At 66.0% G+C, this 19732-nt stretch carries 15 protein-coding genes and 6 pseudogenes; 10 read left to right on the forward strand and 11 right to left on the reverse strand.

Going from position 1 to position 19732, the window contains the following annotated elements; all coding sequences use genetic code 11:
* Together M2351_RS34390 and M2351_RS34395 are read right to left on the reverse strand one after the other, a co-directional pair.
* Nucleotides 1-1013, reverse strand: a 1013-nt coding sequence (locus M2351_RS34390) for a TRAP transporter large permease subunit (protein WP_264660522.1), incomplete at its 3' end; no start/stop codon positions are given.
* A gap of 10 nt (nucleotides 1014-1023) precedes the next feature.
* Nucleotides 1024-1614 (reverse strand): TRAP transporter small permease, encoded by a 591-nt coding sequence (locus tag M2351_RS34395; RefSeq protein ID WP_264660523.1) that lies wholly within the window; start codon nucleotides 1612-1614, stop codon nucleotides 1024-1026.
* Nucleotides 1615-1951: 337 nt separating this feature from the next.
* Between M2351_RS34395 and M2351_RS34400 the strand changes: the two genes are divergently transcribed.
* Nucleotides 1952-2617 (forward strand): TetR family transcriptional regulator, encoded by a 666-nt coding sequence (locus M2351_RS34400; protein ID WP_264660524.1) that lies wholly within the window; start codon nucleotides 1952-1954, stop codon nucleotides 2615-2617.
* An 866-nt stretch (nucleotides 2618-3483) separates the two neighbouring features.
* Here the strand turns inward: M2351_RS34400 and aroQ are convergent.
* Nucleotides 3484-3936, reverse strand: a complete 453-nt coding sequence (gene aroQ / locus M2351_RS34405; RefSeq protein WP_264660525.1) for a type II 3-dehydroquinate dehydratase — start codon at nucleotides 3934-3936, stop codon at nucleotides 3484-3486.
* A gap of 90 nt (nucleotides 3937-4026) precedes the next feature.
* Nucleotides 4027-4209 (reverse strand): annotated as a pseudogene (locus tag M2351_RS34410) (hypothetical protein); the annotation flags it as partial.
* Nucleotides 4210-4258: 49 nt separating this feature from the next.
* Here M2351_RS34410 and M2351_RS34415 point away from each other — a divergent pair.
* Nucleotides 4259-4810, forward strand: a pseudogene (locus M2351_RS34415) (IS6 family transposase); the annotation flags it as partial.
* Between the two features lie 58 nt (nucleotides 4811-4868).
* Here the strand turns inward: M2351_RS34415 and M2351_RS34420 are convergent.
* A pseudogene (locus tag M2351_RS34420) lies at nucleotides 4869-5090 on the reverse strand (transposase); the annotation flags it as partial.
* Between the two features lie 252 nt (nucleotides 5091-5342).
* Here M2351_RS34420 and M2351_RS34425 point away from each other — a divergent pair.
* Nucleotides 5343-6566, forward strand: coding sequence for an IS110 family RNA-guided transposase (locus M2351_RS34425; protein WP_264660736.1), 1224 nt, complete (start codon nucleotides 5343-5345; stop codon nucleotides 6564-6566).
* A gap of 102 nt (nucleotides 6567-6668) precedes the next feature.
* On the opposite strand, the pseudogene M2351_RS34430 reads toward M2351_RS34425, so the two are convergent.
* Nucleotides 6669-6995, reverse strand: a pseudogene (locus M2351_RS34430) (transposase); the annotation flags it as partial.
* A gap of 167 nt (nucleotides 6996-7162) precedes the next feature.
* On the opposite strand from M2351_RS34430, the gene M2351_RS34435 reads away from it, so the two are divergent.
* The gene (locus M2351_RS34435; protein WP_264654291.1) at nucleotides 7163-8362 is read left to right on the forward strand and encodes an IS256 family transposase; all 1200 of its coding nucleotides are present in this window, start codon (nucleotides 7163-7165) and stop codon (nucleotides 8360-8362) included.
* Nucleotides 8363-8438: 76 nt separating this feature from the next.
* Here the strand turns inward: M2351_RS34435 and M2351_RS34440 are convergent.
* A pseudogene (locus M2351_RS34440) lies at nucleotides 8439-9179 on the reverse strand (IS5-like element ISAzs10 family transposase); the annotation flags it as partial.
* A gap of 378 nt (nucleotides 9180-9557) precedes the next feature.
* A pseudogene (locus M2351_RS34445) lies at nucleotides 9558-10601 on the reverse strand (IS256 family transposase); the annotation flags it as partial.
* Nucleotides 10602-11148: 547 nt separating this feature from the next.
* On the opposite strand from M2351_RS34445, the gene M2351_RS34450 reads away from it, so the two are divergent.
* Nucleotides 11149-11814 carry a GntR family transcriptional regulator gene (locus tag M2351_RS34450; RefSeq protein WP_264660526.1) on the forward strand — a complete coding sequence of 222 codons (666 nt, stop codon included), beginning with the start codon at nucleotides 11149-11151 and terminating at the stop codon, nucleotides 11812-11814.
* A 51-nt stretch (nucleotides 11815-11865) separates the two neighbouring features.
* Here the strand turns inward: M2351_RS34450 and M2351_RS34455 are convergent, their stop codons facing one another.
* Genes M2351_RS34455 through M2351_RS34465 form a run of 3 tightly spaced genes read right to left on the reverse strand, consistent with a single transcriptional unit; the run spans nucleotide 11866 to nucleotide 14433 of the window.
* Entirely contained in the window at nucleotides 11866-12717 is an 852-nt protein-coding gene (locus tag M2351_RS34455) for an alpha/beta fold hydrolase (RefSeq protein WP_264660527.1), read from the reverse strand.
* Between the two features lie 14 nt (nucleotides 12718-12731).
* Entirely contained in the window at nucleotides 12732-13712 is a 981-nt protein-coding gene (locus M2351_RS34460) for an aldo/keto reductase (protein ID WP_264660528.1), read from the reverse strand.
* A 43-nt stretch (nucleotides 13713-13755) separates the two neighbouring features.
* Nucleotides 13756-14433: a GntR family transcriptional regulator gene (locus tag M2351_RS34465; protein ID WP_264660529.1), complete on the reverse strand. Its 678-nt coding sequence runs from the start codon at nucleotides 14431-14433 to the stop codon at nucleotides 13756-13758.
* A gap of 149 nt (nucleotides 14434-14582) precedes the next feature.
* On the opposite strand from M2351_RS34465, the gene M2351_RS34470 reads away from it, so the two are divergent.
* From M2351_RS34470 to M2351_RS34490, 5 genes are all read left to right on the forward strand, one after another.
* A complete protein-coding gene (locus M2351_RS34470) occupies nucleotides 14583-15368 on the forward strand; it encodes an alpha/beta fold hydrolase (RefSeq protein WP_264660530.1) in 786 nt (261 codons plus the stop codon).
* A 14-nt stretch (nucleotides 15369-15382) separates the two neighbouring features.
* Entirely contained in the window at nucleotides 15383-15775 is a 393-nt protein-coding gene (locus tag M2351_RS34475) for a carboxymuconolactone decarboxylase family protein (protein WP_264660531.1), read from the forward strand.
* Nucleotides 15772-16389 (forward strand): amino acid synthesis family protein, encoded by a 618-nt coding sequence (locus tag M2351_RS34480; RefSeq protein WP_264660532.1) that lies wholly within the window; start codon nucleotides 15772-15774, stop codon nucleotides 16387-16389. Before M2351_RS34475 ends, M2351_RS34480 begins: the two co-directional genes overlap by 4 nt.
* 154 nt (nucleotides 16390-16543) lie before the next feature.
* Nucleotides 16544-18082: an ABC transporter substrate-binding protein gene (locus M2351_RS34485; RefSeq protein ID WP_264660533.1), complete on the forward strand. Its 1539-nt coding sequence runs from the start codon at nucleotides 16544-16546 to the stop codon at nucleotides 18080-18082.
* A 121-nt stretch (nucleotides 18083-18203) separates the two neighbouring features.
* Nucleotides 18204-19682: an aldehyde dehydrogenase gene (locus M2351_RS34490; protein WP_264660534.1), complete on the forward strand. Its 1479-nt coding sequence runs from the start codon at nucleotides 18204-18206 to the stop codon at nucleotides 19680-19682.
* Nucleotides 19683-19732: the final 50 nt, after the last annotated feature.

The raw sequence follows: 19732 nt of genomic DNA on the forward strand, positions 1-19732 counted from the left end.
ATCAGGATGGTCGGCGTCATGTCCATGGCCGTGCCGATGACCACGACCAGCGCCATGATCGCGAACATCAGCAGCATCGGGCTGCCCATCAGCGGCTCCAGCAGGTCGGTCAGCTCACCGGGCAGGTCGGCGACCGTGATGAGCCAAGACGACACCATGGCCGCGGCGACCAGGAACATCACCACCGCCGTCGTCTTGGCCGCGGTGGCGAAGACGGCGTAGAGGTCGGCGACGGTCATCTCGCGGTACACGAAAAGCGCGACGACCAGCGAGTAAACCGCGGCGACCACCGCCGCCTCGGTCGGCGTGAAGACGCCGAGCTTCAGCCCGAAGATGATGATGCCCGGCAGCACCAGCGCCCAGAAGGCGTCGAAGAACGCACGCACCATCTCTTTCAGCGGCCGCCGGGGTGGCGGAGCGATGGTCTCCTGCCGCACCACATACCACCAGGCGACGCACAGGCCGAGCGCCAGAAGGACGCCCGGAACGATGCCGGCCAGAAACAGCTTGGTGATGGAGACGTTGGCGGCGACACCGAAGATGATGAAGCCGATGGAGGGCGGAATGATCGGGGCGATGATGCCGGCCGCGGCGATCAGGCCGCCCGAGCGCGCCTTGTCGTGCCCGGCCGCCACCATCATCGGCACCAGCAGCGCGGCCAAGGCGGCCGCGTCCGCCACGGCGGAGCCGGACAGGCTGGCGAGGATGGTCGCCGCCAGAATGGCGACGTAGCCGAGCCCGCCCTTGACGTGCCCGACCAGGGTGAGGGCGAAGGTCACGATGCGCCGGGACAGGCCGCCGGTGTTCATGATCTCGCCGGCCAGCATGAAGAACGGCACCGCCATCAGCGGGAAGCTGTCGGCGCCGTTGATGACGTTCTGCGCGATCACCTGCGCGTCGAACAGGTCGAGGTGCACCATCAGCGCCGCGCCGCACAGCAGCAGCGCGTAGGCGATGGGCATGCCGATGGCCATGGCCCCGAGCAGAGGCACCAGAAAGACGGCGATGGTCATAAGGGCCTCCTCAGCTCTTGTGGCCCGGGGCCGCGGCGGCGCCGGCCGGCGGCACCGGGGTGCCCAAATCCTTGTGCAGGTCGTCGAACTCCGCCTGCTCTTCGGAGTCGACGACCATGACCAACTCATGCTCGGTCAGCCGACCGGTCAGGACCCGGTACAGCTCCACCAGGAGGATGCCGCCGGTCGTGAGGCTGAAGACGACGCCGATGCCGTAGAACAGCCCCATCGAGAGGCCGGTCGCCGGCGCTTGGACATCGCGGTTGATGAGGGTCTGCACCCAGCTTCCCTTCAGCATCAGGAACGTGATGTACAGCATCAGGAGGTGGCCAATGACCAGAAGGCTCTTCTTCCCCGCCGCGGGCAGCCGCCGGACCAGCGTGTCAACCCCGAGATGAGCATGCTCCCGCAGGCCGATGGCGGCGCCCAGGAAGGTCATCCAGATGAAGAAGAACCGCGACAACTCCTCGGACACGGTGATGCCGCTGTTGAAGGCGTAGCGGAGCACCACATTGCCGAACACGAGGACCACCATGGCCGCCAGGCACAGCACGGTCAGCAGCTTCAACACGCGGAAATAGGCGTCCACAAGGACCTGCATGTCCTCCTCCCCTCATTCTGGCTCACCACCCCGGCTTACCGGTCTGGCCGAGCCACTGCTTTATGAGAGCCGCAGCTCCCGCGGCCTCCTTGTGATGGGCCGGCTTTTCGGGAGGCCGGCGGATCGCGCCCCGTGGCCGCGACACGGTGAATGGTGCCCTCCTGCTGTGCTGGCTCGACTATGTACTAACTGGTACGTCCACGTCAACGCGGATTCGTTCTGGGCTGGACTGTTGGCGGCGCAAGCGGTCCCGGCATTCCGTTGTTCACCCGCCGGGCTGGCGGTGACTAACCGGTTCGTTTACATTACCGCCGAGGCGCAGGAAAGGTGGTCGCGGATGAGCATGGCGGAAGACAAAGGGCGCACCGATAAGGCGGCCGCTTCCCGGAAGAACGATCCCGAGAGCACAAGGCGGGACATTCTGGCCGTGGCGACGGAAGAATTTGCCACGCATGGCCTGAGCGGTGCGCGGGTCGACGCCATCGCGGAGCGCACGCGCACCACCAAGCGCATGATCTATTATTACTTCGGCAGCAAGGAGGGCCTCTACATCGCGGTCCTCGAGAAGGTCTATGGCGACATCCGTGCGGTGGAGAGCGACCTGCGGCTGGAGGACCTCGACCCGGAACAGGCGATCCGCCGTCTCGTCGAGTTCACGTTCGACTACGAGGAGGCCCATCCGGACTTCATCCGCCTGGTCAGCATTGAGAACATCCACCATGCCAAGTACATCGCGCAGTCTTCGGCGATTCGAAACCTCAATGTGCCGGTGATCGACACGATCGCAGAGATTCTCGCCCGAGGCCATCGACAGGGCGTGTTCCGCGTTGACGTAGACCCTGTTGACCTGCACATGCTGATCAGTTCCTTCTGTTTTTTCCGGGTGTCGAACCAGCATTCCTTCGGCACCATCTTCCGTCAGGACCTGGGGGCGCCGGAGATCCGCGGGAAACATCGCGCAATGATCGGTGATGCGGTCGTCCGCTACCTGAAGGGCGACTAAACGGGCGCCGAACAGCCCGCCACAACGTGGGGGCTCCGACGATCGACCGAGCCGCAGGGCACGCCGAACTGCGCTGCGCGCCGACACAGAATGACGGCCAGGAACGATGTCCCATAAAAGCGCAAACCTGCGAGCATAGCCCTTACAGCGCGACACGAGCGTGACGACGAGGCAGGCCGGCTGGCGCGGTGACATCCACGCGGCGTCGTTGACGGCGGGGAGAGTCAGTTTCACAGCAACGAGTTGGCCGCTGCTGGTATCGACACCGGCGTGCCTTCGCCGAGATCGGCCCACCTTGGGCCTGTGTTTCTCCACCAACCACTTGCCGGGCCTGCTAAGTTCGCGGCCGCGATTGTCCACCAACTGGGGCTCCGGACCGGCGGTCATCGACCGTGGCGCCGCGGCCTGAGACCGGACCCGTGGGTTCGGGATGGTGTGGTCGCCGCGCTGGACCTTCGCGGGTTCCGGCGCCCGCAGGTCCGGTTGGAGCCGGGGCATCAGCGAGCCGGGCAGCCTTCGGTCGGCGGGAAGGTCTCAACATCGTTTTGATCGCCAGGCCCGATCTCCTCGGCTGCCCACCGCGGGGGCTGCGTGGGGCGGCACGTCACGCCGGAATGACACCCTCGCTGCGCCAGATCGGCAAGCTGCCGCGCTGGCGTAGCCTCGCTTCAGGCGCTGGCTGATTCGTCACGCAGTGTCTGACGCGGGGGAAATGGCGGTGTACAGCATGGTGTTTGAACCGCATCGGTCGGGGAGGCGGCGGGTCTCAACGGAATAGAGCTTCTACGCCAATCCGGAAGTCGCCGCCACGCCAGCCCCGTTTCGCTCGCACACTGCGAAAAAGCTCTAACCTCGGCCCTTTGGAATCAGGCCTGCGGCACGCTGCCGATCAGCCGCGCCAGCCGCTGGAGTGCCAGCGCGTAACCCTGTGTGCCGAAGCCGGCGATAACCCCAGACGCCACCGACGAGACGTAGGAATGGTGCCGGAAAGGCTCCCGCTTGTGGATGTTCGAAATGTGCACCTCGAGGATCGGAAAAGCGCAGGCATGCAGCGCGTCCAGGATGGCGACGGAGGTGTGGGTGAAGGCCGCCGGGTTGATGACGATGCCGCTGGCCACCTCGCGCGCCTCGTGGATCCAGTCGATGATTTCGTACTCGCGGTTGCTTTGATGAAACTGGATCTCCAGTCCGAGGTCCTGGCCGACTTTGCGGCAATCGGCCTCCACGTCCGCTAGGGTTTCGTGGCCGTAGATGTGCGGCTCGCGCTTGCCCAGCAGATTGAGATTCGGGCCGTTCAGCACGTAGACGACGCGGCTCATGAGGTTTCCTCCCCTGTGTTTTCCGTTCACCGCTACCCTACATCAATGTGTGTACCGCGGCCCGGAAATGAGACACCCGGCTTGGCTTATTCAGGCGGCCAAGGGTAGCTCGGCCATGGGCGTCTCATCAACCCCGAGTTGGTCGGCGCGCACCTGGGCTGGGGTGCGGTGTCCATGCCGGGCGACGAGCCAGGTTTCATTGTCGTGACGGGCGAACTCGACCAGAGCGCGACGCAGGTCCTCGACGGTGTCGAAGGTGTGGATCCACAGCAGGGGTGTTGTCAGGTTGGCGGTAGGCGGTCCAGCATGGCAGGTTGCGGACATGAGCACGTCCATCAATCCGTACCGCGGCTTCCGCTTTCCGGCGGTGATCATCAACGAGGCCGTATGGTTGTACCATTGCTTCAGCCTGAGCCTGCGCGAGGTCGAGCTGATCCTGGCGGCGCGCGGTATCGAGGTCAGTTACGAGACCATCCGGGAATGGGGCCTCCGGTTCGGGCGTGACTTCGCCAACACTCTCAGGCGCCGCCGGCACCAGCCGGGCGATAAGTGGTTGTTGGATGAGGTATTCATCCGTATCCGCGGCAAGCAGCACTATCTGTGGCGGGCCATCGACCAGAACGGTGTGGTTCACGACATTCTCGTCCAGAGCCGGCGCAACAAGAAGGCGGCCAAACGATTCTTCCGCAAACTGCTGAAAGGGTTGCGCTACGCCCCGCGTGTCCTCGTGACCGACAAGCTGAAGTCCTACGCGGCGGCGAAGAAGGACCTGAAGCTCGACGGCGCACACAGGCAAAGCCGATACCTGAACAACGCCTGCGAAGTCTCGCATCAACCGACCCGACGGCGCGAGCGGCATATGAAGAGGTTCAAATCCGCCCGACATGGGGACTGTCAGGAATTTTGTGTGCGGGCGGGCGGTTTGCACATGATCAGGCCATGGCCCGGGCGAACCGCTCGGCAAAGAGCACGGCGAACTGGGCCTTGGCCATGCACCACTCCCGTGCCGGCATGGTCCACTCTTTTTCGGCGCGGTTCAAGACCAGGAAGAGCAGCTTCAACACCGCCTCGTCGGTCGGGAAGTGGCCGCGGGCGCGCACCGCCCGCCGCAGCTTCGAGTTGAGCGCTTCAATGGAATTCGTAACTGGTATGATGATGCCCGATGCCGCCCTCGTCCGGTTGGGGCCTCTTGGGCTCTGATGTATGGTGCGACCATCCGGGACAAGGGGCATCGGGAGCGCGTAAGGTGGGCAGGCCGATGTATACGATGAGCTGCGAGCTCGTGTTAGTAGCTGGCCGCCCCTGCGACCCACCCGGTTGCGCTGCGAGCGCGGATCCGTAGTTGTCGTGTTGCCCGCCGCTCCCGCCGTTCATGAGGGAGAGCCATCATGCGACGCATCGTCGGAATGGACATCCATCGCACCTTTGCCGAGGTCGTGTTCTGGGAGGACGGCCGGCTGCGACCGGCCGGCCGGGTCGACATGACCCGCTCGGGCCTGGAAGGCTTCGGCCGCCTGCTGACCACGGAGGACGAGGTCGTCGTCGAGGCGACCGGCAACAGCATGGCCGTCGTCCGCGTTCTCTCGCCCTTCGTGGCGCGCGTGATCATTGCCAACCCGCTGGAGGTCAAGGCGATCGCCCACGCCCACGTCAAGACCGACAAAATCGACGCCGGCGTGCTGGCGTCTTTGCGGGCGGCCGATTTCCTGCCCGAGGTCTGGCTGCCGGATGCCGAAACCGAACGGCGCCGCCGTCTGGTGACGCGGCGCAACCAAGTGGTCCGGCACCGCACCCGGATCAAGAACGAGGTCCACGCGATCCTGCACGCCCATCTGATCCCGCCATGCCCGCACGCTGATCTGTTCGGCCACCGGGGGCGGGCCTGGCTGGCGCGTCAACCACTTCCCGATGACGAACGGGCGGCCATTGAGCGCCACCTGCGCGAACTTGATCGCTTGGGCGAGGACTTGCAGGGGCTCGACCGTGAGATTGCCCAATCCGTCTGTGATGATCCTGCGGTCAGACGGCTTCTGACGATCTCCGGCGTCAACCTCACCGTCGCCGCCGGGCTGGTTGCCGCGATTGGTGATATCCATCGCTTCGACAGCCCGCAGAAGCTGGTGAGCTACGTCGGGCTCAATCCTCGGGTTCACCAGTCCGGGCTTGGGCTCGCCCAATATGGCCGCATCAGCAAGCGGGGACGCTCCCACGCCCGCGCCCTGCTGGTCGAGGCGGCCTGGGCGGCGTCCAAGGCGCCGGGACCGCTGCGGGCGTTCTTCCTGCGCATTCGCGCCCGCCGTGGCCACCAAGTCGCCGCCGTCGCCGTGGCTCGCAAGCTGGCGGTGCTCTGCTGGCATCTCTTGTCCAAGGGCACGGATTACCAGTGGGCACGGCCGGCTCTGGTCGCCCACAAGACCCGCGCGATGGAATTGCAGGCGGGAGCGCCGCTGAAGAAAGGCAATCGGCCTGGTGCGGCCTACGCCTACAACATCAAGGTCCTGCGCGATCATGAGATCGTCATGGCGCAACAGGCCCAGCAGGCTTACGAGGCGTTCGTCAGCCACTGGCAGCCACGCCGCCCTAACAGGATGCGGAAAAACGGGCCGATGCAGCGCCTTCGCCTCTGCTGAGGCTTGAAGATGGCGTTTTGAACGCCCGTTTTGGTCGGGATGGAGCGTTTTTCCTCGCTCCGAGGCTCCCGGAGCCGCCGTTCAGGCGGACTCCGGGCACGATTACGCTGCAGCCAGCAGCTTGGGCAGGCGGATCAGGTTGTAGGCGGCAGCGGTCAGGGTGAACATCCAGCCGACGCGAGCCGTGCCTCGGTGACGGGTCTTGCGCAGCCCGGCCGCTTTGATCCAACCGAACACCTCTTCGATCCGCTTGCGGATCCGAAGGCTGACGGCGTAGCCGGGGTGACGGGTGGTCCGGCCGTCGATCGCCGAGCGGCGGTTGCTGGTGTTCTGCGCGACATGCGGGGCGGCGCCCAACTCGCGCAGGTTCGCCACGAAATCCTTGGTGTCATAGGCCTTGTCGGCGGCCACCGTGATGCGGTGGCGCCCGGGAATGGATCGCGTCCCACCGCGTGGTGTCTGAGGCGTGAGGCTGGCCCGCCGGAGCGCTCCCCCATAGCTGGCGCAGGCGGGCCGGCCGTTCGGGAGCGGCGGTCACCGTGTTCTTCGGCTAAGTTGAGGTTGCTTAACGACCATCAACCAAGACGGAGACCACGATGACCGAGGACAGGATCGCTCTTCAGGAGCTGATTGGGAAGAGCGCCGATGCCGACTTTCTGCGCGAGATGGTCGGCTTCGCCGCCCAGCGCCTGATGGAGCTGGAGGTGGAGAGCCTGTGCGGCGCCGGGTATGGCGAACGCAGCGAGGACCGCCAGACCAAGCGCAACGGCTACCGGGAGCGGACCTGGGAGACGCGCGCCGGGGCCATCGACCTGCGCATCCCCAAGCTGCGGCGCGGCTCCTACTTCCCGGCCTTCCTGGAGCCGCGCCGCACCGCGGAGAAGGCGCTAATCGCGGTGATTCAGGAGGCCTACGTGCAGGGCATCTCGACGCGCAACGTCGATGATCTAGTCAAGGCGATGGGCATGACCGGCATCTCCAAGAGCCAGGTCAGCCGCCTGTGCCAGGACATCGACGAGCGCGTGCAGGCGTTCCTGAACCGGCCGCTGGAAGGCGACTGGCCCTTTGTGTGGCTGGATGCGACCTACGTGAAAGTGCGCCAGGACGGCCGCATCGTCTCGCTCGCCGCCATACTGGCCATCGGCGTCAACAGCGATGGCCGGCGCGAGGTGCTGGGGCTCGGCCTCGGGCTGTCGGAAGCCGAGACCTTCTGGACCGATTTCCTGCGCACCCTCACCCGCCGGGGCCTACGCGGCGTAAAGCTGGTGATCGCCGATGCGCATCTCGGGCTGAAGGCCGCCGCTTCCAAGGTGCTGGGCGCCACACTTCAACGCTGTCGTGTTCATTGCATGAGGAATCTCCTCGCCTGCGTCGGCAAGGCGCACCAGACGATGGTCGCGGCCACCATTCGCACCGCCTTTGCCCAGGAGACCGCTGAGGCGGCGCATGAGCAGTGGCGCCGGGTGGCCGACAGCCTGCGGCCGCGCTTTTCCAAGCTGGCGGCGCTGATGGACGAGGCGGAGTTCGACGTGCTGGCCTACATGAAGTACCCCAAGGACCTGCGCACCAAATTGCACAGCACGAATCCTCTGGAGCGGCTGAATGGCGAGATCAAGCGGCGCACCAACGTCGTCGGCATCTTCCCTGGCGAAGGGGCGGTTGTGCGCCTCGTCGGCGCCTTGCTGCTGGAGCAGCATGATGAATGGGCGGTGGCCCGGCGCTACATGACCATGGAAAGCCTGGCCGAGCTGTGCCACCCTCACACCCCTGATCCGCTGTCCATCGCAGCGGAGTAGACCGGCGGCCTCAACCCGCCGAAGAGCACAGAGGCCCCCTCAGACACCACGCCTCGGGGCACGATCCGGGAATGGCCTCGACCATGGAGACCGCCGCCTCGCGTTCGGCCAAGCCGGTGGCCGCGGTGAGCCGGACATCGACCACCAGGGCGTGGCGGTTCTCCATCAGCGCGTGGCCCATGAAGGCCAGTTTCGCCGGCTGCCCGTGGCCCTTGCGGTACAGCCGCGCCTCGGGATCGCTGGTCGAGGCGTGCGTTTCGTTGGACCGCTTCTCGCCATGGAAGTCGCGTTCACCGTTGCGCCCCGGGCCCGGCGGCTCGCCGCTGCCGTCCTTGGGCCGGAAGCTCTTCACCGAGGCCCACGCTTCGATCAACGTGCCGTCCACCGAGAAGTGCTCGTCCGACAACAACGCCTTGACCTTCGGCTGGCCCAGCACGGTGGCCAGGAACTTGGCCGCCACATCGCCGGCCAGCAGACGCTCACGGTTCTTGGTGAAGACCGTCACGTCCCACACCGGGGCATCCATCGACAGGCCGACGAACCAGCGGAACAGCAGATTGTAGTCCAACTGCTCCATCAACTGGCGTTCCGAACGCACCGAGTAGAAGGCCTGGAGCAGCAGCGCACGCAGCAGCTTCTCCGGCGGGATCGAAGGCCGTCCGATCTTCGAGTACAGACCCTCGAAGGCTGGCGACATCACCTCCAGCGCTTCATCCACGATGGCCCGGATCGCTCGCAGCGGGTGGGTGGCCGGAACCCGCGCCTCGCAACTTACGTAGCTGAACAGACCCTCGCTGCGTTCGTCCGAACCCCGCATCGTCCCCTCGCCGGCCGCTTTCTCCACGACCGGAGGGAATCACGACCGCCCGGCCGGGCAAAGCCTTTTTCCGCGTCCTGCTAAAGCAGCGTCGGCGCCAACGCAAGCCGCACCCGCGGGAGAGCCGTGACGGCGGACCGCCACCGATGCCACCGGCGAACTGAGTGCAAGATCAGCCCGCCTTCGGGACGAAGAAAGGGTCGCGCGGCACGGCTTGCCGTCAAGCCCTGCGCCGAAGGCGCACCGCTGCGCGGCTGCGGGGCTTGACCGCGGCACCGCGCCGCGCAGAGGGGCATTCATGTCCCGAATGCCGGGGAGCGAGCCGATGCTTGCGAGGGCCTGTACCACGGTCACGGGTGAAAAACGCTGTCGGCAGATCAGGTCACATCGGAACTTGTCAATCTCATCCGTGGTGTAGAGAAGGCGCCGGACCTCGCCGGGGAAGGCGTAGAACGGCACCACCTCGGTCCAGGCCCGGCGCCAGCTCTGGCCGATGGCCGGATACTTGCGGCCCCAGGCGCTGTCCTCGAAGGCCGCCAGGGCGGCCGCGCCGGCGTCGGCGTCCACGGCTCGGTAGATGTCCTTCAATGCCGCCGCCACCGCTTTGCGGTCCTTCCAGGAGACGAAGTCCAAGCTGGTGCGAAGCAGATGAACGATGCAGGTCTGGACCGTGGTCTCGGGGAACACCGCCTGAATGGCGTCCGGAAAGCCCTTCAGCCCATCAACGACGGCGATCAGGATGTCCTCAACGCCGCGGTTCTTCAGCTCATTCAGAACGCGCAGCCAGAACTTGGCCCCCTCGTTCTGTTCCAGCCAGAGGCCGAGCACCTCCTTGGTGCCGTCGGCGCGCACGCCCAGCGCGATGTGGACGGCCTTGTTGCGCACCAAGCCCTCGTCGCGGATCTTGACGCGCAGGGCGTCGAAAAAGACCAGGGGGTAGACCGGCTCCAGCGGCCGGGCCTGCCAAGTGGCAACCTCCTCCAGCACGGCGTCGGTCACCGCGCTGATCAGGTCGGGCGACACCTCCACCCCGTACAGCTCCCGCAGATGCCCGACGATCTCGCGCGCGCTCATGCCGCGCGCGTACATCGAGATGATCTTGTCGTCAAAGCCGGGGAAGCGGCGCTGGTACTTGGCGATGAGCTGCGGATCGAAGCTCGCCTGCCGGTCGCGCGGAATGTCCAGCTCGATCTTGCCGGTCTCGGTCAGCACCGTCTTGCGGCTGTAGCCGTTCCGGCCATTGCCGGCGCCTCCCTCGCCGGACAGGTGATGGTCCATCTCGGCGTTCAGCGCGCGCTCGGCGAGCGCCTTCTTCAGGCTGTCCAGCAGGCCGTTCGGATCGAACGCGCTCTTCGGATCGGCGCCGGCCAACAGCTGGTCGAGCAGCGCGTCAGGAATAGCGGGCGGTTTGCGTCGGGCCATCGGAGGTCTCCTTTTTCCTCACTATGCCCGCCCGCACACAAAATTCCTGACAGTCCCCCCGACATGCCCAACGGTTTCTCGCCACCCACAGCTCGATCCACAACCACTTCCAACTGCGTCGCCATCGCCTCTTCGCCACCGAATACCGTGCCGCCCGCACTCGCGCCTTCACCACCTGGCGCGAGGTGACCGGCCTCGCCCGGACCGCCTGAATCTTTCAGCAAGCAGGTTGTTCAGGCCCTCGGTTCGTCAGCCGACCGTGAAGTTGACAGCACCGCTCCAGCCGATCCGTCAGTTCGCCCGGCAGGATGCCGGAAACGCGCGTTGCGCGGAGCGGTGCAAGCGTTTGCTGATTGGAGCCGCTCCAGGGATCGGGCCGACGTGGCCGAAACCAGCACCGTCCGCAACGCTTCACAACCGAGGTGCGGCAATCGGTCTCATTCGGTGATTCCTCGGCCCGCATCGCGTTCGTTTACTTTGTAACACAGTACGACTATATGACGCGGCGCATCGCGGTGACCCAAGGCGGCCGCGCTAGGAGGAATGTGTGAAGAACGGCGATAGTCTGAAGGTGAGCGTTGCTCCGACGCTGCGGAAGCAGATCGCGGACACACTTCGAAACGCCATTGCGCTTGGCGAGTTCGACGCGGGTGAGCGGCTGGTCGAGCGCGTGCTGTGCGAACGCATCGGGTGCTCGAGAACCTCGTTGCGCGAAGCGCTCCGCGAGTTGGAAAACGAGGGGCTCATCACCAATCTGCCGAATCGCGGACTGATCGTCGCGACGCTGACCAAAAAGGAAGCCCGCGCCATTTTCGAAGTCCGCGCGGCCCTGGAAGCGCTCATCTGCCGTCTCTTCTGCGAAAAGGCCACGCCGGAAGACCTGCAGGAGTGCCAAAATGCGTTCGAGGGGGTGGTTGCCGCCTATGAGGCTGGTGTGCCCCGCGACATGATCATCGCCAAGTCCCGGCTTTATGACGTGCTGATGGCCGGGGCGGACAGTGTCATCGCCGAACGGATGCTGCGCAGCATTCACATCCGTGTTTCGCAACTGCGCGTGATGTCCCTCGCCTCCACGGGGCGGCGCGAGGCATCGCTCCAGGAACTCCGCGCGCTCGTGGAGTGCCTGCTGGCGCGTGATGCCAAGCGTGCGGAAGAGTTGAGCCGCCATCACGTCGAACAGGCGACCGAAAGCGCCCTGGCGCGCCTCGATTGATGCTGCCGGCGTCCGACGGCAGAGGAAAGGGGAAAGCCGGGACGCCGCCCGTCAGCGCGGACTGTTCCGTTCCAGGAAGTCGATCAGAAGGGACGCGAACTCGGTCGGTTGCTCATGCATGACCCAGTGGCCGGCATCGAGCGCGTGGAAATCGGCACCGGGGATCAACGCCTGCAGCGCCTGCCCTCGTGCCACCGGGACGGTTTCGTCGCGTGATCCCCAGATCAACAGGCTCGGCAGGGCCAGCGAGGGAAGGAACGGCAGAAGGGTGGCTTCCTGGATCGCGGTGTATCCCGTGTAGCCGGACATCGCCCGCGCGCGCGACAGGAAGGCCTCCCTGTTGCCGGACGCCTGCGCCACCCGGAAGTTCTCGCGGAGGACCGCTTCGAACGCGGGATCCGTGCCGTGGCGCAAGTGCCCTTCCGTGCGTACGAAGGTGTCTTCATCCACCGCCCGCGTCCGATAATCGTAAGCGCGTTCCGACGCCGCGATCCATGCCGCGTCGCGCTGGCCGCCCAGGGACGGGGCGGTGCCACCGCTCGTCACGATGACGAGGCCACGGATGCGGTCCGGACAGTCGATCGCGAGCCGGCTGGCCACGTAGCCACCCTCGGAATGCCCGACCACCGTGACATCGTGCAGGTCGAGTGCCTCGACGAGGGCGCGGGCATGAGCGGCGCGTGCGCGTCGGTCGAGGTAGCCGGGCACGTCGCTGCGACCGAAGCCCGGCTGATCGTAGGTGATCACCCGTGCTCGCTTCTCCAATTCAGGAACGAGCCGGAACCACGTCAGCCGGGCATCGACGGCGATGCTCGATCCGTGGATCAGCAGGACCGGCGCCCCGGCTCCGGATTCCGTGAGGCGGGTGCGATAGCCGCCGATCGTCTGATCCCATTCGAGCATCGTCGGTCGTCCTGTCAATGGCCACCACCCGTCAGCGGACGAGGGGCGTACGCTCCAGCGATGAGCGCGATGTCGTCGGGCGCAAGCTCGATGCCGAGCGCCGCGACGGCCGCGTCGACGTGCTCCTCCGACGTGGCGCCGAAAATCGGCGACGTGATTCCCGGCTGAGCGAGGGTCCAGGCAAGGGAAATCTGGGCCGCGGTCCGGCCGTGCCGTTCGGCAACCGTCGCGACGGCCTCGAACACGGTGAAATCGGCCGGACGGTGATAGTGCTTGGTCGTGTAGTCGTCGCTTTGCGTCCGGACGGTGGTGTTCGCCGGATCGCGGCGGTCCGCGGCGAGGAAGCCCCGGGCCATCGGGCTGAAGGGGATCAGGGCGAGGCCTTCGTGCCGGCAGAGCGGCAGCAGCTCGCGTTCGCATTCGCGATGGGCGGGATTGTATTCACACTGCATCGAAACGAACCGTGGCAGGTGCTTGACCGCGGCCTTGGAGAGCGCGAGCGCCATGGACCAAGCCGGCATCGTTGCCGCGCCGACGTAGAGCGCCTTGCCGGAGCGAACGATGTCGGCGAAGGCATCGACGAGCTCGTCGAGGTCCGTTGCGGGATCCCAGATGTGCGTCTGGAAGAGATCGACGTGGTCCGTGCCGAGCCGGCGGAGCGAGGCATCGACCGCGTCGAACAGGTGCTTGCGGGAGAAGCCTCGGCCGTTGCAATGCGACGCCATCGGGTTGCCCGCCTTCGTCGCCACCACGACGCTGTCGCGCGGAACGCGGCGCAGAAGGACCTCGCCCAGGATCCGTTCGCTCTCGCCGGCGGAATAAAAGTCGCACGTGTCGAAGAAGTTGATCCCGAGGTCAAGCGCACGGCCGACAATCTTGTGCGCTGCGCGCGCGTCGAGGACCCAACGGCGCCACTCGCTGGACCCGAACCCCATCGCGCCGAGGCACAGCTGGGACACTTTCAGATTGCTGCGGCCGAATTTCACGTATCGCATGAGAACTCCTGTGTTGGCATGGTCTGCGCTCGCGCCGGTGCGGTCACGCCTCGTGAAGCACGTCCTGGGCGAATTTGGCGGAACGTTCGATGTAGGCCCGGGTGAGCTGTTCGGCCAAATCGGCATCGCGCCGCCGATAGGCGTCCACGATCCGGTGCAGCATCGCCATGGTCTCGCCGCGGCGTTCGCGCGAGGCCGAGCGCGCGGTGATGGTGCGCAGGTAGGTGACCCGTGCGCGCAGGACGGCGACCATCTGGCGGGCAACGTCATTGCCGGCCCCCGACATGACGATGTCCGACACGGCATCGAGCCGCTGGGCATGGAGCAGCGCGCTGGTGGGCTCGTTCACGGCCTCGGCGGCGTTGACCGCGACCTCGAGCGCATCGATGTCCGCGTCGCTGGCGCGCGCCACAAAAAGCCGCGCGGTCGCGGCTTCGATGATCGCGCGCACCTCATAGATTTGCTGCGCCTCTTCCGCGGTGACACGCGTGACAAACATGCCTTTGCCCGGCACGCGCTGCACCAGCCCCTCGGCCTGCAGTTGGCTCAGCGCTTCGCGAATGCTGGTCCGGCTGACGCCCGTCTCGTCGGCCAGCACTCTTTCGGCCAGCTTCTCCCCCGGTTTGAAGTGCTGGGTCAGAATCGCATCGCGCAGCACTTCCACGGTCCTGTCGCGGAGCGTCGGCGTGTCCGCCATCGTCCATGAGATCGTCCCAATCACTTTTCCGTCACTCCTGTTCGTTCCCGCCCTCGGTGGCCGTCCCGACCCGAGCGCCACGCCATCAATTTGGCCGGTTGACTGTCGGACTGTACGCCGGTATACCGTCATACAAGACAAAACGCCAGACCAAACGATGGCTCGGAGTCCAAATGCCCACCACACGCGACGGCAGCATTCGGTACGAACGCAGCGGACGGGGGCAGCCCCTGATGCTCATCCACGGAGTCGGCGCCAATCTCGAGAGTTGGGACGGGGTGTGCGCCACACTCGGCGGGGAGTTCGATGTCATCCGCCTCGATCTCCGCGGCCACGGCGGCTCCGCTCGCATCGACGGCGCCCTGGCCATCGACGACTTTGCCATGGATGTCCTGAAGGTCATGGACGACGCCGGGGTGTCGCGAGCCCACCTTGTTGGCTTCTCTCTGGGCGGGCTCATCGCGCAGCGGCTCGCCCAGGGATGGCCAGAGCGTTTCGACCGCGTCGTCATCCTCTCGGCGGTCGCCGCCCGGACGCCGGAGGAACGGGAACGCGTGCTTGCGCGGCTGAACGCGATCCGCGAGGGCGGCATGGAGGCCATCGTCGGCGCCGCCACCGACCGCTGGTTCACCGAGGCGTTCGCGCGCACACACCCCGACGTGATCGCCAACCGGATCGCCGAGCTAAAGGCGGTGCACGTGCCGTCCTATCTGGAGGCGTATCGCGTGTTCGGTCAGACCGAGCTGGTCGACAGCCTCCACCTGATTCCGCATGAGACCCTGGTGATGACCGGCGAGTTCGATCAGGGATCGAACGTCCGCATGGCCGAGACCATGAAGGCGCGGATTCCGAACGCCGAGCTTCGCATTCTGCCCGGGCTCAAGCACAGCGTGCTCGCCGAGGCCCCGGACCTCGTCGCCAGCCACGTCAGCGAATTCCTGAACCGCCATTCCACGTAAGGATCGAACAACCCATGGACAACGCTCTCTTCGAGCGCGGACTTGAGAAGCGCAAAGCCACGCTTGGCCCGGACTATGTCGAGCGGGCGATGACGAACGCCACCGAATTCTCGAAAGACTTTCAGTCGTTCATCACAGAATATTGCTGGGGTGCGGCCTGGGGTGACCCGACATTGCCGGCGAAGACACGCAGCATGGTCAACGTGACCATGATCGCGGCGCTGAACCGGATGCACGAATGGGAGCTGCACTTCCGCGGGGCGCTGCGCAACGGCGTCACGCAGGAGGAACTGCGCGCTCTCATCACCCAAATCACCATTTACTGTGGCGTTCCGGTTGGCGTCGAATGCCACCGCATCGCCAACCGTGTTCTGGCCGAGTTGGACGCGGAGCGTGAACGGTCATGACCGACATCGTGATCCGCAAGGTCGTCGACCACGTCGAGGACGTCCTGATGGAAGGCGGCCGCGCCGCGCCGCGACCGCTTCGCATGGCGGCCTGTGCGGCTGTGATCCGCAATCCCTGGGCGGGGCAGGGGTTCGTCGACGATCTGGCGCCGGCCATCCTGGCACATGCCCCCATTCTGGCAGAGGCCCTGGTGCCGCGCCTGGTCGCCCTGATGGGCGGGGCGGAGCGCATTGAAGCCTACGGCAAAGCCGCGGTGGTTGGCACGAACGGCGAGATCGAGCACGCCGCGGGGCTGATTCACACGCTGCATTTTGGAAACGCGTTCCGCATCGGCGCCGAGGGCAACGCCTTTCTGCCCTTCGTCAACAAGCGGTCCGGCGCCGGCGTGCCCATCGCGTTCCCGCTGACGCACAAGCGCGAAGAGCGCAAGGGGACGCGGTCGCACTTCCTTTCGATCGAATTTGCCATTTCCGATGCCCCGACGGCCGATGAGATCGTGGTCGCGCTCGGCGCCGCGGACGGCGGGCGTCCCCACCACCGCATTGGCGACCGCTTTCAGGACATGAAGGCGATGGGGGTCGATCAGACCGGAAAACCGCACGCCACGCCGTAACGCGCGCATCCCACCCGGCGTCAGGCCGAGGCACAGCCGCCTCTTTGGCACGCTGCACAGGGCTTCTGATCCGTGCTCCCCATGGCCCGACCGGGCCGCTGCCGTCGCGATCACATGACGAACGAAACGCCACTCACACGAGAGGGAGAGCAGCATGCTGAAAAAAGGAATGGCGGCGGTCGCCGCGGCCTTGGTCTTCGGAACCGTGTTTGCGTCCGGCGCCCGTGCTGCCGACGATGCCCAACCGGTTCAGGGGGGGACGCTGAACGTCGGTTACCTCAGTGACACCAAGACCTTGGATCCGATCGTCTCGCAGCAGTGGACGGAACGGCCGATCCTGTTCCTGATGTTCGATTCCCTGGTCGACCTCGCTCCAGACTTCTCCCTGAAGCCGGGCTTGGCCGAGAGTTGGACCTTCGAGAATGGGGAGAAGCGGATCGTCCTGCATCTGCGCAAGGGCGTCAGCTTTCACGACGGAACGCCGTTCGATGCGGCGGCGGTGAAGTGGAACTTCGACGTCCGCCTGGATCCGGCGGCGAATTCCAGCCAGCGCAGCCAGCTTGCCTCGGTGGTGACCTCCGTTGATGTCGTCGACGAGCACACCGTCGCCATCAACCTCACCCAGCCCTACCCGCCGCTGCTCGCGCAACTGGCTGACCGGGCCGGCCTCATGGTCTCACCGACGGCGGCGAAGACCTGGGGCAAGGACCTGGGGTCCCACCCGGTCGGCACCGGTCCGTTCAAGTTCAAGGACTGGGTGCGCGGCAACCACATCACGCTCGTGCGCAACGAGGGCTTCTGGCAGCCGGGCATGCCCCACCTCGACGGCGTGACGTTCAACGATATCCCGTCGAACGTGGTCGGCGTTCAGCGCATCGCGATTGGTGAACTCGATTACGTCGGCCAGATCTCCCCGCTCGACACCCGCCTCGCCGCGGCCAACCCCGACACCGCGCTGGTCGCTGCGACGGGCGGCAATTGGTATTCGCTGCAGTGGCGGTGGGACACGGCGCCCTACAGCAACGAGAAGTTCCGGCAGGCGGTTGCCCATGCGCTCAACCGCGATCGCATCAACGCGATTGTGTGGGCCGGGAAGGGGCAGATTTCGGACGGGGTCACGCCCAACGGCCTGTGGTGGACCCCCACAGACCTCGTCCATTACAGCTACGACCCGGCGAAGGCGCGCGCGCTGCTCGCCGAGAGCGGAATTGCGCCGAACACGACGCTGACCCTTGCCGCTCCGAGCGGGGATCCGCTGCGTCGGCTCGCCGAGTTGATCAAGGAAGATCTCGACGCGGTCGGCCTCAAAATCCAGCTCGCGCCGGTTCCCCAGAGCGAATATTACGCCAAGACGGTCGCCGGCGAGATCAAGTTCACGCCCATGCGCTGGACCCAGCGCGCCGATCCGGACGGCCTCATTCAATATCTGTTCGCCAGCAACGGTGCGGCGAACTCGACGGGGTACAAAAACGCTGACGTCGACACCTGGATTCAGGAGGCCCGCGTCACGACGGACGCTGAACTGCGCAAGTCGCTGTACAACAAGATTCAGCGCCAGATTTCGGCCGACCTTCCGTACGTTCCGATCGGCTTCAGCAGCGAATTCAGCGCCATTCGTAAGGTCGCGCATGGGTTCACGCCGATGCCCGACCTGATCCCCCGCTTCCGCTCCATGTGGAAGAGCGCCAAGTGACCCTCCTGGCGGCGCCTTGACCGCCGCCTGCCGACGGTCGGCCCTCCTCCCGGTGCCTCGGGCATTGGAGCGCGCCGGGCCGACCCTCCCCGAAACCGACCGGACACGGCACGAGACGACGATGATGACCATAGACTATCAAATGTACATCGATGGCGAATGGTGCGAGGCGAGCGACGGCAAGCGGTTCGACTCCGTGAATCCGGCAACGGAGGAGGTGTGGGCGACCTTCCCCGAGGCGACCGCCGCCGACGTGAACCGCGCGGTGATGGCCGCGGATCGTGCCTTCCGGGAGGGCCCCTGGTCGCGCATGAGCGCGACGGAACGCGGTCAGGTGCTGCAGCGAATCGCGCGTGAGATCGAGTCCGCGGGCGAGGCCTTGGCGATCGCGGAGACGACGGACACCGGCAAGCTCCTGCGGGAAACCCGCTGGCAGACCAAAAATCTCGTCCAGATCTACGAGTATTATGCCGGTCTCGCCGACAAGGTGGAGGGCCAAATCCCCTCCACCGGCCCGAACGGACCGCTGTCTCTGATCGTGCGGGAGCCGCTCGGCGTTGTGGCGGCCATCGTGCCCTGGAACTCGCAGCTTCACCTCGCCGCGTTCAAGATCGCCCCGGCTCTGGCCGCCGGCAACACCATCGTCGTCAAGCCGTCGGAAGAGGCGTCGGCGGCGGTGACGGCCTTCGCTGGGGTCATGGCGAAAGCTGGACTCCCCGCCGGTGTGTTCAACGTGGTGACGGGGGCGGCCGACCCCTGCGGCCAGACCCTGATTTCACACCCCCGGGTGCGGCGCGTGAGCTTTACCGGCGGTGTCGAGACCGCCCGCAAGATCATCCCGGCAACGGCGGCGAACATCGCCATGATGTCCCTCGAACTCGGCGGCAAGTCGCCGGTCGTGGTCTACGACGACGCCGACCTGGACAGCGTGGTGAACGGCGTCACCTCGGCCATCTTCGCCGCGAGCGGACAGAGTTGCGCGGCCGGCTCGCGGCTTCTGCTCCAGGACGCGGTCTACGACGAGGTGATGGCCCGGCTCGTCGCGCGGGCGAAGGAGATTGTGGTCGGCGACCCGATGGGCGAGGACGTGCACATGGGGCCGCTCGCGACGCGGCGGCAACGCGACCGGATCGAGCGCTTGCTCGCGGAATCGCAGGCCGCCGGCGCCCGTGTCGCCGTCGGCGGCGGCCGGGCAGGGCGGACCCAGGGCTGGTATTTCGAGCCGACCATCGTTGAGTGCGACGGGCAAGATTACCCGGTCGTCCGAAACGAACTGTTCGGGCCGGTGCTCAGTGTGCTGCGCTTCTCCACCGAAGACCAGGCGATCACGCTCGCGCGGGACTCCGAATTCGCCTTCGCCGGGGGCGTGTTCACGCGCGACTTCGCCAAGGCCTACCGCACGGCGCGGGCCATTCCGGCCGGCCGGTTCTGGGTCAACACCTACCGCGTCACCTCGTACATGGTGCCGTTCGGGGGCTTCGCGTCGAGCGGATATGGCCGGGAGGGCGGCATCCACGCGATCCAGGACTACACCCAGACGAAGGGGATTTTCATCGACGTCTCCGGGGCTGCAGTCGCCGACCCCTTTGTCATGCGCTGAAGCCACGGTTCGACGGCGCGCCACGCGCCGTCGCCTTCTCACCCAGCTTC

This window comes from Azospirillum canadense, assembly GCF_025961225.1.
GTDB lineage: Bacteria > Pseudomonadota > Alphaproteobacteria > Azospirillales > Azospirillaceae > Azospirillum > Azospirillum canadense.